Annotated in this window: 10 protein-coding genes; 6 read left to right on the top strand and 4 right to left on the bottom strand. The window is 56.5% G+C overall.

What is annotated here, in order from left to right; genetic code table 11:
• Nucleotides 1–115: 115 nt before the first annotated feature.
• The 3 genes from ACXADZ_RS19565 to ACXADZ_RS19555 all read right to left on the bottom strand — a co-directional run bounded on the left by ACXADZ_RS19565 (nucleotide 116) and on the right by ACXADZ_RS19555 (nucleotide 6,424).
• Complete coding sequence (locus ACXADZ_RS19565) at nucleotides 116–2,134, bottom strand: adenylate/guanylate cyclase domain-containing protein (RefSeq protein ID WP_475199088.1); 2,019 nt, start codon at nucleotides 2,132–2,134, stop codon at nucleotides 116–118.
• 335 nt (nucleotides 2,135–2,469) lie between these two features.
• Nucleotides 2,470–5,052, bottom strand: coding sequence for a hypothetical protein (locus ACXADZ_RS19560; RefSeq protein ID WP_475199086.1), 2,583 nt, complete (start codon nucleotides 5,050–5,052; stop codon nucleotides 2,470–2,472).
• A 397-nt stretch (nucleotides 5,053–5,449) separates the two neighbouring features.
• Entirely contained in the window at nucleotides 5,450–6,424 is a 975-nt protein-coding gene (locus ACXADZ_RS19555) for a LysR family transcriptional regulator (RefSeq protein WP_171095561.1), read from the bottom strand.
• A gap of 175 nt (nucleotides 6,425–6,599) precedes the next feature.
• Here ACXADZ_RS19555 and ACXADZ_RS19550 point away from each other — a divergent pair, with 175 nt between their 5' ends.
• The 6 genes from ACXADZ_RS19550 (at nucleotide 6,600) to ACXADZ_RS19525 (ending at nucleotide 11,461) form a co-directional block, all read left to right on the top strand.
• The gene (locus tag ACXADZ_RS19550; RefSeq protein WP_475199085.1) at nucleotides 6,600–7,565 is read left to right on the top strand and encodes an ABC transporter substrate-binding protein; all 966 of its coding nucleotides are present in this window, start codon (nucleotides 6,600–6,602) and stop codon (nucleotides 7,563–7,565) included.
• A gap of 70 nt (nucleotides 7,566–7,635) precedes the next feature.
• Entirely contained in the window at nucleotides 7,636–8,664 is a 1,029-nt protein-coding gene (locus ACXADZ_RS19545) for an ABC transporter permease (protein WP_171095564.1), read from the top strand.
• A gap of 12 nt (nucleotides 8,665–8,676) precedes the next feature.
• The gene (locus ACXADZ_RS19540) at nucleotides 8,677–9,726 is read left to right on the top strand and encodes a quaternary amine ABC transporter ATP-binding protein (protein WP_475199082.1); all 1,050 of its coding nucleotides are present in this window, start codon (nucleotides 8,677–8,679) and stop codon (nucleotides 9,724–9,726) included.
• A 323-nt stretch (nucleotides 9,727–10,049) separates the two neighbouring features.
• Nucleotides 10,050–10,511 carry an FCD domain-containing protein gene (locus ACXADZ_RS19535; protein ID WP_475199080.1) on the top strand — a complete coding sequence of 154 codons (462 nt, stop codon included), beginning with the start codon at nucleotides 10,050–10,052 and terminating at the stop codon, nucleotides 10,509–10,511.
• 180 nt (nucleotides 10,512–10,691) lie between these two features.
• Nucleotides 10,692–11,306: a mannonate dehydratase gene (gene uxuA / locus ACXADZ_RS19530; RefSeq protein WP_475199077.1), complete on the top strand. Its 615-nt coding sequence runs from the start codon at nucleotides 10,692–10,694 to the stop codon at nucleotides 11,304–11,306.
• A 17-nt stretch (nucleotides 11,307–11,323) separates the two neighbouring features.
• Nucleotides 11,324–11,461 carry a mannonate dehydratase gene (locus tag ACXADZ_RS19525; protein WP_475199075.1) on the top strand — a complete coding sequence of 46 codons (138 nt, stop codon included), beginning with the start codon at nucleotides 11,324–11,326 and terminating at the stop codon, nucleotides 11,459–11,461.
• 133 nt (nucleotides 11,462–11,594) lie between these two features.
• Here the strand turns inward: ACXADZ_RS19525 and ACXADZ_RS19520 are convergent, their stop codons facing one another.
• Complete coding sequence (locus ACXADZ_RS19520; RefSeq protein ID WP_475199072.1) at nucleotides 11,595–14,030, bottom strand: GcvT family protein; 2,436 nt, start codon at nucleotides 14,028–14,030, stop codon at nucleotides 11,595–11,597.
• Nucleotides 14,031–14,185: the final 155 nt, after the last annotated feature.

The following is a 14,185-nucleotide window of genomic DNA, read 5'->3' as shown; positions in this document are numbered from 1 at the left end:
AAAGGCTCTCCATGAGGGACCCTTAAGCCGGTTCGACTGCGTTTGTCGGTTGCGTTGCATCGATGGCAATGGAACTTACTTGTCCGACCAAACGTTTTTTGAGCAGTACTCCCGGTTATGAAGCGCGAGCCTCATAGGCAGCTGCGCGCTTGATCATTACTTGTGATGCCATGTCGCCGCCGCGCAATGTGTCAGCAGTCTGAAATGCGGTGATGGCCTCTGGGAAACGACTGGCCCTAAAATGCGACAGCCCGGTCTCATAGGCATCAATCCAGTGGCGCGATCCTTTGAAACTGTCCGCCATGGCGATCAACTCATACACCACCAGCGCTTCAGAACGGCCTTGTATCTCAACTGTATCCAGCTCGCGTACGACAATGGCACTACCTGCTTCTTGCCGTGTTTCGGGGCCTATGATGATCGCACTGCCGTAGGTTTTGTTTGTCCCTTCAAGACGGCTGGCGACGTTCACAACGTCGCCGATTGCGGTATAGTTCAGCCGCTGTTCGGAGCCGATATTTCCAACCAGAGCTTCTCCGCTGTTCAACCCGATCCTGACATGCAGAGCGTTGTCGGATTGGCTCTGCAAACTGGAGGATTCGACCACATCCACCAGTTCAAGTGCTGCGCGGCAGGCATGTTCGGCATGGTCTGGATTTTGTCGCGGCGCACCCCAGAATGCCATAACCGCATCACCGATGAATTTGTCGATGGTTCCGTCGTGACGCTCGATGGTTGATGTCGCGGCACTGAAGAATGGCTCCATAAGTTCGACGATCTTGGGGCCATGCTTTTCGGTAAGACCTGTGAACCCCGATACATCGCAAAACAAAACCGAGATTTGTTTGGTCTCGCCGCCGGGTTGGGTTTTGATACCTTCCGCCACCAGCATGCGGACCAGATCGGTTGGTACGTATTTGCGGAATGCCGACAGACCCGCGGCCATACTGGCTGTTGCGGCGGACAGGTTTTCGAGCTCTTTCAGCCGCGAGGGTCTGCGAGAAACCTGTTCGACATCAAAACGTTCGATCCGACTGAGGTCTTCGGCCACGCGGGACAGTGGGTTTGCAACGACCCGGCGGACGAACCAGATGGCCAAACCTATTGCCACGACGACGACGCCAAGCAGGATGTAAACCAAGTTTAGCAGGGTCTTGTCGATGCCCGACAGAAAGGCTGATTCCGGGATCACAGTGGCGACCCGCCAGCCATAGAACCCAAGCGGCGTCAACGCCACCGCATAGGGCACATCCTCAAAAACGATCCGTTTCGTCACCGGCCCGGGCGTTTTGTTTTCTGCATCGGCCATCAGCCTCTCACCCGAGATTTTGGCAACCTCATAGAGCTCCCCTTCGCCCATCCGTGCTGGTGTGATTTCGTCCGCCTCGGGGTCCGGGATGGCAATCACTTTGCCGTCTGCGTTGATGATAAAGGCCGCGCCGAACTCTCCGGGGCGCAGCGATCCCAGAAAGCGGGAAAGGCGGTCGGTATCAATCGCTACCGTCAACACGCCTTGCCGTTGGCGGCGCACGTCGATGGGACCAGCAAAGGCATATAGGGTCTTGTCGCTTCCCGGCAGATCCCTGACCTCGATCCAATCCGGTGTATCGCGGTCGATGAAGTTGCGATACCAGGCGTGTTCGCGTGGGTCGAAATCTGTGTCGGTGAAGGTCCGCTCCTCGAACTGAATGTCGCCAGGGATAAAGATGTAACGGTCATTGCGAAGCATCCGGTTGCGAATGTTCTCATCGATTTCCATCATCTCCAGACCGCTGTCACCCAGGCGATGTGCGGCGAAGAAATTTCCGTCGGGCCAGCCGAAGGTGATCCACGAGATGTTGGGCTGCGCCTGTATTTGCGACAGGAAAACAAACTCGCGCTTGTCTGCCTGGCGCGTCTGGATAACGTCTTGGATGAAAATCGTGCGGACTGCCGCCCAAGCTGCTTCGGCCGACCTGAGGGTCAGCCCAACTTCGATGCGTACGGTATTGGCGATCTGTCCGTTGATTTCGGCCGCCAGCATGCGGCTGTTTTCTCGCGCCGTTGTCCACCACAAAGAATGCACGACAAAGGTCGACACGCCGATCGACAAGGCAACAAGTATGGATACGGCGATCCCTACACTGACACGCATTCCAGCTCCACAACGACCCAAAATAGCAGACGGTTCAATCGGTTTTTCTGAAGGGTCGATTTGAGCTTAGTGGGTGCCCTGGCTTGTTTCCAGTCGGTTGAGTGGAATATGCCAACTTGTTTACTTGACGTTGAGCGCTCGTCTGCTTCGGACCTGCCAGACGCCGCGTTGCCGCCAGCTCAGCAATCAGAAATTTGGGCCAGTCGGGTCGGGGTCCTCTCTTTAGAAACGACCCCTGCACATTGGGCATCCGCTGACTGAAGGAAAATGAAGGATGCCGTTTCACAAATTAACACTCGACCGGCAAACCGGCCGAGTGCGTTTTGAGTTCTTCTTCAGGCTATGGACATTCCCAATGCTTCCAACTGGTTCACCAGCGCGCTGTTAACCTCGTCGATAGAGTTCCAGTCATCTGCGGTGAGGTTGCCGAGGTTCAGGTCCTCCGCCTGAATATCCCGTAGCGTCACTGTATGGCCTCCGTTTCCAACAACCTCAAACACCAGATCATCGCCAATTTCGCTCACCGTGACATCTGCTGCACCCAGAGAGTTGAAGTCCAGAACATCCTCACTGGGATCGAAGCCGTTGATCTCTGTCTGAACACCCCAATTCCAGGTTAGCTCGGCAACATCGGCACCTGCACCGAATGTGACAGCGCCCGCTGTTTCGTCATTGTCGGTGTCCGTGGTTCCGTCATCTGTACCACCACCATTGTCTGTGCCAGAGGAGCCTCCGGTGAGATCGCCGGTTCTGGTCTGATGGCCATCTGTCGTGGCACCGGCGGGTGCTTCGGGTGTCAGCAACATGGTGCGATCAACCAGAGTTACACCGTCTTGATCGAAGCCAAATGGCACCTCCAGGTTGTCCTCCATCACCTGATCGTGGTGAAACTCCACCATTCCGGGGATCAGGTCCGCCTTGGTGACCCCTGTCAGCGTGACGCTCTGCCCGCTTGGCAAAGAGGATATGACCAGACCTTCGCTCGTGTCCTCGACACTCAGACGTTCGCGCGTGCCGAAATACAGAAAACTGATCTTCATGGTGGTCGGATCGAAACCGTCAATCACTTCGTGGACGCCATATTCGTGGCTACGCACATAGACCGTGTTAGCGTCACGTGGACCAACACCTTGTTCCCAACTGACAACACCCCCCATGTCTTGACGGAAGTGTTCGTTTCCAACCACGCCGAAATCGTCGATGGTGACATCCTGATAGGTGACGCCCTGTACAATTTGCGCTGCGTCCGACCACGGGCTGTCGATCACAATCTCACCCGACGGTGACTTGGTGACAATCATCCCATGCACCGAGGTTCCGCCAAAATCCAACTGATCCGTGCCGGGGCGGAACCCGGTAATGTCATCGGCGTTGCTATCGGCCCTGTATTTGATGCCACCCGTGTCTGTTGCTCCTGTCGAGGCAGGGGGGTTCGACCCATCAGAATCGTAACTCAGATCATAGCCTTCTCCCGCACCCGGGGTGACGACGATTTGACCCAACGCCGAGGAGACCTCGTTCAGAACCGCCTGATCCGAGATTGAAAAGTTGCTGATGTCCAGATCCGACAAACCAAATCCGGTGAAAATGATCTGTTTGGTCGTTTGGCCAACGGTCAATTCAATACGGACAGTCTGACCCAGAGCATCGCCGCTTTCTTCAAATATGGCAAAGCTTTCGGCCGTTACGTCCGGGCCCAGCTCGATAACATCGCCCATCGCCGGCAAAAAGCCATCAATCACCTGCGCGTCGGATGCCAAGTCGAGCGTAACATGCATGTGTTGGTGTTCGTGGCCATCTTCACTTCCATGCCCGTCATGGCCGGGGTTTGTGTCATCCGACCCCACCAGACCCAGCACTTCGGTTGCTGCGGTGCTGTCCAGAATGGTGAAGTTTGCAGGGCTCAAATCTGCTAGGGTTACGCCGCTCAATGTGGTGGATTGGTTGTTGGACGGGATGGCAAACACGACCGATCCGTTGACCTCACTTACGTCCAACGCATCGGCACCCACCCACGAGATGAATATCGTATCCGTCGCCGGGTCGAAGTCCGGAATTGTGACATCCGTGCCCCACGCCCATGTTATGACCACATCCGCCGCGCTTTCGTCGGTATTTGCAGTGCCGTTCCCGGCGGGGTCGGTCGGCGCTGGTGGTTCGGAGGGAGGAGAGACATCTCCGCCGTCCGTTCCACCTCCGGTTTCTGTGGGCAAAATGCCATCGGTATAGGCCTGGATGGCCTCTTCAAGCGAAGGGGCGTCATAGCCGCCGAACTGGTCGATATAGCGCAGAATGGATGTGCCATATTCATCGACAGAGACATCCCCGCCTTGTAGCAGAGAAAGGGTTCCCCACGCGCCGCGTAAGTGCGCAGCTGCCATTATACCCGTCATGGTCAGTGTGACGGTCACTTCCTGGCCGTTGTCGATGTAAGTCCGCGTGGTCCCGATGTAGTCGTCTAGGCTCTCGCCCTGATAGCCCAAACCGGTTTCGATCACCTGAAGGTTATACCCGAACGCCTCTTGGATCGCGCGCTCCTGTGCGGCCTCTGTCATAAAGTCCTCAAGCGAGTTCACGCCGTTCTTGCCGGTCCAGTTTCCATCCCATGTATTCGAAGCTGCGCCGTTCCCGTAATAGACGTCGTCTGTGTAATACCCGAGGTCGATTAACAGCGCCTCACCGAACTGATACCCCACAAAACCCAGTGAGTTCATGGATCGGTAGGACATGGCATCCCATTCTTCGGCGGTCAGGTCCGACCAACTGGAGTAGCTTGGATAAAAGTCGGTGACTTCGCCCCCGGCCCATTGGTTCAATTGCCAGTCCTGAATGTTCCCGGAGTCATAGCGTTCGCGGTCCCAACCGGATTCAAACGCACGTAAATCATCGCGAAACCCTCCGTATGTTCCATTGCTCATTTTCAAAGACTCCCATCTTGTCTTTTTGGCCAAAGTGCTGCGGCTCAGTTCGCCCGGTGGTGTCGGGCCTAACTTGCGTAACAACTCAGATGTTCGGAAAACGTTAACAGAAAGTTAACGGCTGGTTTTGCGCGGATATGAGCCCAGATTGACGCGTGATGCGCGAAAAAACGCCATAGTTCAGTGGGTTAAATTATGTGTTGAGCAACCAACCGTTTCAGTTGTGCATGAGGACTTTTATCGATCTCTTGCCACGGCGCACCGTGAGTGACAATCAGGTTGGACCGGCACATAGATGGTTGCCCGGCCTAAAAATGAACCGACGCAAAAAGAGCGCCGCAGCAACGGCGTTAAAGAAACGCCCGTTCCTGCCAATTGCCGTTGTCAGATGGTCTAATCAGGTAATGAGCCGGAAGCTTTCGGCCAGCCACTTCTTGCTTTGGGTCTGGTGAGAAATCGCATGTTCGGTGATCAGGCTTCGCATCTTTCGATCCACCAGTTCCAGCAAGGATCGGGAACAATCCGGTGTCGCGACGATGGCCAAGGTGCGGGAAAAGCTTTTGCCCGGAAAGCGATGCAGCCGAAGTCTGTTCTGAAACCGTTGGGCGCGGGCAAACAGCAAAGGCGTCGTGATGGTCCATCCAGCCCCCGCCGCAACCATCGCCATCAAACTCTGATTGTTGCTGCATTCGAAGTTTGAGGCCGGGGTTAGGCCCAGACGGCGCATCTGCGACTCGATTTGCCGGGCAATAATCAGATTGCCTGAGAATCTGAGAAACGGCAGGGTGGTGCGGCCTTCGACGACATCAGTGAGGGGGTCGTCGCACCCACGCGGCAGAACGACAACAAACGGATCGCGCAGCAACGGTCGTTCCTGCAGGTCGCGCATACGTTCATTCGGAGAGGTTGTGATCCCCAGATCAAGATGCCGACCACGCAGCATATCGATGATCGTGTGACTTGAATCCGTTTGGTACACAAAATCGCAATTGGGCATATGCTGTGAAAGGAACACCGCCAACTCTGGCATGATGTCGCTGTCGAAATCCTCGATTGACCCGACCCGAAGCAGACTAGCCTCGGCGACACTTCCGGCAGAAGCCTCGGCTTTGGCTTTGCGAATGGCGTAAAGTGCCTCGTCAATATTGCGCAGAAATACCTGCCCTTTAGGTGTCAGAACCATGGGTCGGCGGGAATGGTTGAACAGTTCAACACCAAGGTGATCTTCGAGGTTGCGCAGGTGGTGCGAAACGGTGCTGATTGTCAGGCCCGTTTCCTTGGATGCAGCCTGTAGCGAACCTTTTCGCGCGCAGATTTGAAACAGTTCGAGCCATCTGAGGCTCAGATCTTTCGAAGCGGCGGATCGTGGCATTCCTATCTTTCTGTTTTACTTGGGCTTTGCTTCGCGCATATGTCACAAATTCGAAGTAATAATACTAAATTATCAAACCAATGCAGTAATTTTTTGGCCATCTTTTGATTCTGTGAAACGTTCAGAGGTCAACAAGAAACGCCCAAAGGCGTTCTTCAAAACAGTGGAGGAAAATATGAAAATGAAACTGCTGGCGGCCAGTGCTGCAATTGCTATGGGAACTGCCGGAGCGGCGCAGGCTGATTGCGGTGAAATCTCGATTACCGAGATGGACTGGGGTTCGGCGATTATTGTGACGCAGGTCAGCAAGTTCCTGCTAGAGCAAGGCTATGGTTGCACGGTGACTGTTGTGCCGTCGGCGACGACGCCCGCGCTGGCCTCGGTTGCGGAAACTGGCGAGCCAGACATTCTGACCGAGCTGTGGACCAATGGTGCCCCAGCTTATCCGGGTCTGATCGAAAGCGGTGCGATCATCGAACGCGCCAAGGTGCTGTCTGATGGCGGTGTCGAAGCGTGGTGGATTCCGACCTATCTGGCCGAAAAACATCCGGAACTGACCACGATGGAAGGCATCCTAGCTAATCCTGAACTGGTCGGTGGCCGGTTCCACAACTGCCCGGTGGGCTGGACCTGTCAACGGGTCAGCACCAACATGGCAAAGGCGGCCGGTTTTGCTGATGCAGGGATTGAGGACTTTATCCACGGATCGGGAGAGACTCTGGCAGCGTCCATTGCCTCGGCCTATGACTCGAAAGAACCCTGGTTTGGCTACTATTGGGCTCCAACCTCGATTCTAGGCCGCTACCCGATGGTGCAGGTCGATGTAGGCCCACATGTGGCAGAAGCGCATGAGTGCAACAGTCAGGAAGAATGTGCAGAACCGGTGCTTGGTGCGTTCCCGGCCAGTGACGTGACCACGGTTGTGACCAACACTTTCGCGGATTCGCACCCCGAAGAGACGGCGCTGATGGAGAATGTTCAATTCACCAATGACGTGATGAACGGTCTGCTTGCCTGGCAGGAAGAGAACAACGCGTCCGGAGAAGAGGCTGCGGTGTATTTTCTGACCAACTTCCAGGACACCTGGAGTGAGTGGCTGAATGACGACGCGCGCGCGAAACTGTCAGCGCTGCTGAAATAACAATAAAACACGGTAAGGATCTGGGCGCCTCATACAAGGGGGCGCCCGGGTGTTGTTGGAAGGGGACGATATGGCTTTTTATGACCGCATGTTCGATGCGTTGGGACTCCGTGACTGGTGCGAGTCTTCTGGCGGCGGGGCAAATCTTTCGATGGCCGATTTGCTGGCGCAGGCCAATGCTGAGAATGTCGACAATGGCCCGACTTTTCCCTTTCCCTCTCTTGATGCCTTGAACGAAGCCTGTCCTGCGATCCCACAATCGCGGGATTTTGTGTCTGCGGTTGAGGATGGCTTTCTTGCCATCAAGGACGGGTTGAAGCTGGTGCTGGACCCGTTGACGCAACCGCTGTCATGGATGCTGGAATGGGCGCTGCTTGCGGTGGATGCGGTGCCGTGGTGGATCATGCTGCCGGCGCTGTTTGTGCTGACTTGGTATGTTTCACGCTCGGCCATCGTAACCGGATTCGTGATCTTCGTATTTTGCTTTTTGGGCTTCATCGATCATCTTGAGCCGGCGATGCAGACACTGTCGATTGTGCTGGTCTGTACCGGGCTTTGTATTCTGCTGGGGGTGCCCATCGGCATCGCCATGGCCAAATCCGATAGCTTTCAGCGTATGATCCTGCCGGTTCTGGACCTGCTGCAAACGCTACCGACCTTTGTGTATCTCATCCCGCTGATCTTCCTGTTCAGCGTTACCGAACCGAAACTCTACGGCATTGCGATCATTGTGTACGCCATCGTGCCTGTGATCCGCCTGACCGACTTGGGCATTCGTCTGGTTGACAAGGATGTGGTTGAGGCGGCGAATGCCTTCGGCATGTCGCCGCGTCAGAAACTGTGGGGGGTCGAGCTACCACTGGCCTTACCAAACATTATGGCGGGTGTGAACCAAACCATCATGATGAGCCTTGCGATGGTGGTGATCGCCTCGCTGGTCTCGGCGCCCGGTCTGGGTGTTTTGGTGTTGCGCGGCATCCGTAATCTTGAACTGGGCGTCGGCCTGATCGCTGGTCTCGGCATCGTGTTGCTGGCAATCGTGCTGGACCGGGTGTCCAAGGCGGCGCTGGCCCGTGTTGCCGCGGCACAGAAGCATTAAGGAGGGCGGGACATGAGTGCTGAACCTAAAATCTCAATCCGCAACCTTTACAAGATCTTCGGCGCGCATCCTGATCGCGCGATGGAACAGGTGCGCCAGGGTATGGGCAAGACCGACCTGCTGGAGAAGGAAGCCCACGTGCTGGGCCTGCAAGACATAAATGTCGACATGCAGGCCGGTGAGATCACAGTGATCATGGGTCTGTCAGGGTCGGGCAAATCGACCCTTATCCGACACCTGAACCGGTTGATCGAACCCACGGCCGGAGAGGTTTGGGTCAATGGGCAGAACGTATTGGACTATGACCCGTTGAAGCTGCGCGACATGCGGCTGAACACAATGTCGATGGTGTTTCAGAAGTTCGCGCTGCTGCCGCACAAAACGGTGGCGGAAAACGCGGGCATGGCGCTGGCCGTGCGCGGCGATACCAAGGACGAGATCGTGGCGGCGGGCAAGAAGTGGCTCGCGCGCGTTGGCCTTGCGGGATACGAGGACCACTATCCGCACCAGCTGTCAGGCGGGATGCAGCAGCGCGTGGGGATCGCCCGGGCGCTGGCCTCGGATTCCGAGATCATGCTGATGGACGAAGCGTTCTCGGCGCTTGATCCACTGATCCGCACCGACATGCAGGACCTGCTGCTGGAGTTACAGAAAGACCTGCACAAGACGATCATCTTCATCACCCACGATCTGGACGAGGCGCTGAAGCTGGCTGACCACCTGGTGATCCTGAAGGATGGCTACGTGGTGCAACAGGGCGAGCCGCAGCACATCCTGTTGAACCCGAACGATCCTTACATTGAGGACTTCGTGAGCGACATCAACCGCGCCCGCGTGCTGCGCGTGCGCTCGGTGATGGACAAGGACGGAACCCACGAAGGTGAGTTTGACGGCGAGGTGGATGTTAACGACAACCTCGAACACCTGATCTCGATCTCGGGTGGCGACACTTACAAAACCTACCGCGTTATGAGCGGCAAAACACAGGTCGGCATCCTCAACATGAAAGACCTCGTCCGCGCCCTCGTCCCAGCGCATGTCGAACAAAGAACCGTCATGTGAGGGAGCGGGATCTTACTGCGAAAGATCGAGCTACCCGGGAGCGGAACCATTGATTAGAACACGTAGGCCTAACCGGCGTGGCGCGCGCCCGCCGTGATGAGCACCCAGTTAATGTGTTCTTTGCAAACCGCATTCAGCCCGAGTGGAATGCCACAGAAAACTATGGTCCGGGAGACCGGTTATGGACTGTCGTTCTTCGGCTGTATGGCTTGGGACAGAGCTGCTCTTGCGCCTTGTTTTGAAACTGCCCGATAGGCGTTCTGAAGCAGGGCGCGAAACTTGGGTTCGGCCGCCAGATCGGTGGGGAAAACCTGTTCGAGCTGTTGCAGGCTCGGCAATTTTTGGAAAGCAGCTTCGCCGGATTCGCGGTCACCTCGGTGACCAAAGCCGATATTCTGTCGCAGCGTGAAACGCTTGAGTTGGAGAAACGCTCGATCCAAGCCGGTGAAGACGACTATCGGGCGGATCGTCAGTTTCATTTGCAGATTGCCGAGGCCACGCAAAGTTCGGTTCTGGTCAATCAGATCGATACGCTTTGGCATCTAAGGGAATCCAGTCCGATGTGGGACAGGCTGCATTCTCGCATTTTTGACATCGGGTATCGCAGTCAGTGGCTGGACGATCACGCAGCTGTTCTTGAATCCCTGCGTCGTCGCGATGCGGAAGGCGCGCGGCAAGCGATGTGGCAGCATCTTGAAAACGTTCGGTTGACACTTTTGGAACTATCGGATGTTGAAAACCCCGAGTTTGATGGGTTTCCGTACTCCAAATCGGTGTCAGGTTAAACGCAGGGAACAGGGGGCAGTCATGCTGGAAAGTTGGCGTTGGTTCGGGCCGAAAGACCCTATTCCGCTAGCTCATATCCGTCAGACCGGCGCGCCAGATTGGGTGCGTTAGGCATATATCTGGGCTGAAAACCTGCGGCGTCTGGCCCGTCAGGGCATTTGCAATATCTGTTAAATTCCATGTCAGTGCTAGACTGGACGCGCACCGATCTGAATTATGCGCTGCCGGATGGGTCTCTGGCGCTGCGGTTCGATTTCGCTGCCTACGCTGTCTTTGACTTAATTGTTTTGCGGCGCGACGGAGCACAGGACAGTTATACGGCACAGGATCTGGCGGCGGCGGAAGACTGGTTTGCGAAGGCAGATTTGCCGATGCTTGACCGGTTGACGCGCACAGTGATTGCCGGACTGCCGGGATCAAAGGAAAGCTATACGCTGGATACGTTCCGCACCCGACTTGCCGCCTATGACGATTGCGATCACGCGACACTCAGGCGGCAGCTCGCCGCGTTTCTGGAAATCGTTCTGCCAGTGGCAGAAGCCGAAGGGGCAAAGTTGTCGATCCACCCCGATGATCCGCCGATGGATCTGTTCGGCCTGCCGCGGATTGTTTCGACCCAGGCCGATCTCGAAGCCATTGCCGCAATCTCTTCATCTCCGGCGTCGGGATTTACCTTGTGCACCGGATCGCTGGGTGCACATTCCAAAAACGATTTGGTGGCCATTGCTCGTCAGCTCGGGCCCCGCATCCATTTTGCCCATCTGCGCGCAAGCTCTTGCGTATTGAGCGTGTGACGGGCGTTGAAATCCCAATGCGCCCGGATCACGGGCATCGCATCCTTCACGATCAAGAACGAGACTCAGTTCCAGGTTATCCCGCAATCGGGAGGCTTCGCGGATTGGCCGAACTGCGCGGGGTCATGCACACGCTGAATGCTTTTGGCATCTGACAGGGCTCTACTGCAAAGCTCTGAACGCGCACATTTGTTCTTACGATCCCAACGAAATTAAGTAGCCAGACAGTCTTTTCGAGTAATGCCCGTGCCTGCAAGAGTTAAAACTGGCACGGTGGTCATGGCGACCTCAACTGCGCATGAGGGTGTGGTCTGGATCGTAGGGGGAAGACGAGATGACCTCTGCCTTGACCAGATCCCCGTACAAATCCAATTGCATTGTGCTGCCAACAGCGGCCAGATCGGGGTTCACGAAGGCATAGGCCAGGTTCAAGCCAACCCGATGCCCCCAATCGCCCGAGGTGATGGTGCCGACAACGGTTTCACCTTGCATCAGTGAGGCGCCGCCGTGGGCCGGGGCGTGGGTCGCGTCGACTATCAGGGTCACCAGCTTTTTGTTGGGGCCGCTGGCGTGACGTTTTTCCAGCGCCGTTTTGCCGATAAAATCGCCTTTACTCAACTTGACGAAGCGGTCCAGTGCTGTCTCGAACGGGTCAAACTCTGTTAGCAAGTCGGCTTTCCAATGCAAGAAACCTTTCTCCATCCGCATGGACTCCACCGCGCGGGCCCCGAACAGCTTCAGGTCGTGCGCCTCGCCCGCCGCACGCAGTGCCAGATAGGCGGCATAGAGCGAAGCGTTTGGTACGTGGATTTCATAGGCGAGCTCGCCTGAGAAGCTGACGCCCATGACAGTGGCCGGGGCAAACCCGATGAAGCACTCTCTGACTGATAGCCAGGGGAAAGCCTGTTTCGACCAATCACCGCGGGAACAAGCGGACAGGACATCGCGCGCCTTGGGACCGGCCAGAACAAGGATCGTCTGGTCGTTGGTCAGAGAGCGTATTTGAACGTCCTCTCCATCGCGTAGGTGCCGGGTCAGCCAATCCATGTCGTGGTACTCACTGGCTGCTGCCGAGCCGTACCAGACCCGCGCGGGGCCCCGGTCGCTGGCTGGGATGTTGGCCACGGTGGCCTCGCCCTTGATCATGCCGTGATGGTTCAGCAGATAGCCCAAACCTACCCGGCCCGCACGTTTTGTTACCGCGCCGCAGAACATGCGGTCTAGGAAGGCGTGGCGGTCCGTACCGGTTATTTCAAACCGGTTAAAGCCGTTGACCTCGCACAGGCCAACATTCTCCTGCACGTTCTTGATCTCAGCGGCGACCACGTCAAAGGCTTCGTCAAAGTTAAAGGTCAGGCTGGGGTGAAAGTCGGGTGAGGGTTTGATGTAATCGACCCGCTCCCACCCGTTCACCACGGTGAACTCAGCCCCTTCAGCGGCCAGAACCGGTGTTAGCGGCGTGGTCTTCGCCGGACGACCTGCGGGGCGGTGTTCATGGGGAAAGTGGAAGCGGAATTCGTTCTGGTAGTCCTCGATGGCTTTCAGCGAGGTCAGTTCGACATTCGCGTGTCCGGTAAAGCGGCGGGGGTCGAGGCACCAGGTGTCATAACACGCCTCGCCATGCACGATCTGTTGCGCCAGCAACCAGCCGTGGCCGCCGCCTTCGCCCAACCCGGCGCGCAGACCGATGATACAGAAAGCGTTGCACTTACCCGGAATCGGCCCGACCAACGGTGCGCCGTCGATTGTGTAGGTGATCGGGCCATTCACCACGGATCGGATGCCGGTTTCGCGCAAGGCGGGCATGCGTTCAAAAGCGCCTTCCAGCACATCCATGACCCGGTCCAGATCATCGGGGCACAGCGCGTTGACAAAGTTCGGGTCAATCCCGTCCATGCCCCACGGTTTGCAATCCTGCTCGTAGAAGCCAACCAGCAGACCGTCCTTTTCCTGACGGCTGTAATAGTCGCTGATCGGGCAGCGCAACAGTGGCATCCGGTGGCCTGCCTCGGCGATGCCGGGGATGTCCTCGGTCAGGAAATATTGATGCTCCATAGACGCAACCGGGTGATGTACACCCATCATCGCGCCGACTTCGTTGACGCGGTAACCGCAGGCGTTGACCACGATGTCGCAATCAATATCGCCCTGTTCTGTATGCACGGTCCAGGTGTCGTCCTTGTGTTGCGTCAGCGCGGTGACCGGCGTGTTGCGATAGACCTCGGCCCCGGCCTTGCGGGCGTGATAGGCCAGTGCTTGGCACAGCTGCGCCGGGTCAATATCGCCATCCAGCGGATCCCAGAGCCCACCCAGCAGGTTTGTGGTCGAGATCAGCGGATGGCGGCGGGCGCATTCCTCAGCATCGATCACCTCGAAGTCAACTGCCATGCCCCGCGCCATTGAGGCAAAGTGGCGGTAACCCTGCATCTGCGCTTCGGTATTCGCGAGGCGGATGCCGCCATCGGCATGGTGGTAGTTGATCGGGTATTCTGGGTTTTCCGACAGCTCTTTATACAGGTTGATCGAATGCGTCTTCAGCCCGACCATCGTCTGGTTCATGCCAAAATTGGTCACTTGCGCGGCGGAATGCCAGGTCGTGCCACTTGTCAATTCGTTGCGTTCAACCAGAACAACATCGCTCCACCCCTCTTGGGTCAGGTGATAGAGCGTTGAACATCCGGCAATACCACCGCCAATGACGACAACCTTGGTGCGGGATTTCATGTGACACGAGCCTCCGAAAAACAGTTTGCCGAGATAGGCCCGCAGATTAGAAGGCTTCGCAATATGTCGGATAATAATTCAAAGTAAATCGAACTCTAAGTTCGATTTTTTCGAGTTTTTGGCGAGGTCGTTGTAATTGCTTCGGTTAAGCTTCT

The sequence above is a fragment of the Ruegeria sp. ABM4_193 genome (genome assembly GCF_056158705.1).
The sequence above is the reverse complement of the archived record's forward strand: the minus strand, read 5'-3'. Positions and strand labels throughout refer to the sequence as shown.

Coding starts and splice junctions, on each gene's coding strand:
- ACXADZ_RS19560 (WP_475199086.1), bottom strand. CDS start 5,052: ATGAGCAATGGAACATACGGAGGGTTTCGCGATGATTTACGTGCGTTT.
- uxuA (WP_475199077.1), top strand. CDS start 10,692: ATGTCAGTGCTAGACTGGACGCGCACCGATCTGAATTATGCGCTGCCG.
- ACXADZ_RS19520 (WP_475199072.1), bottom strand. CDS start 14,030: ATGAAATCCCGCACCAAGGTTGTCGTCATTGGCGGTGGTATTGCCGGA.
- ACXADZ_RS19525 (WP_475199075.1), top strand. CDS start 11,324: ATGCGCCCGGATCACGGGCATCGCATCCTTCACGATCAAGAACGAGAC.
- ACXADZ_RS19555 (WP_171095561.1), bottom strand. CDS start 6,424: ATGCCACGATCCGCCGCTTCGAAAGATCTGAGCCTCAGATGGCTCGAA.
- ACXADZ_RS19540 (WP_475199082.1), top strand. CDS start 8,677: ATGAGTGCTGAACCTAAAATCTCAATCCGCAACCTTTACAAGATCTTC.
- ACXADZ_RS19545 (WP_171095564.1), top strand. CDS start 7,636: ATGGCTTTTTATGACCGCATGTTCGATGCGTTGGGACTCCGTGACTGG.
- ACXADZ_RS19565 (WP_475199088.1), bottom strand. CDS start 2,134: ATGCGTGTCAGTGTAGGGATCGCCGTATCCATACTTGTTGCCTTGTCG.
- ACXADZ_RS19550 (WP_475199085.1), top strand. CDS start 6,600: ATGAAAATGAAACTGCTGGCGGCCAGTGCTGCAATTGCTATGGGAACT.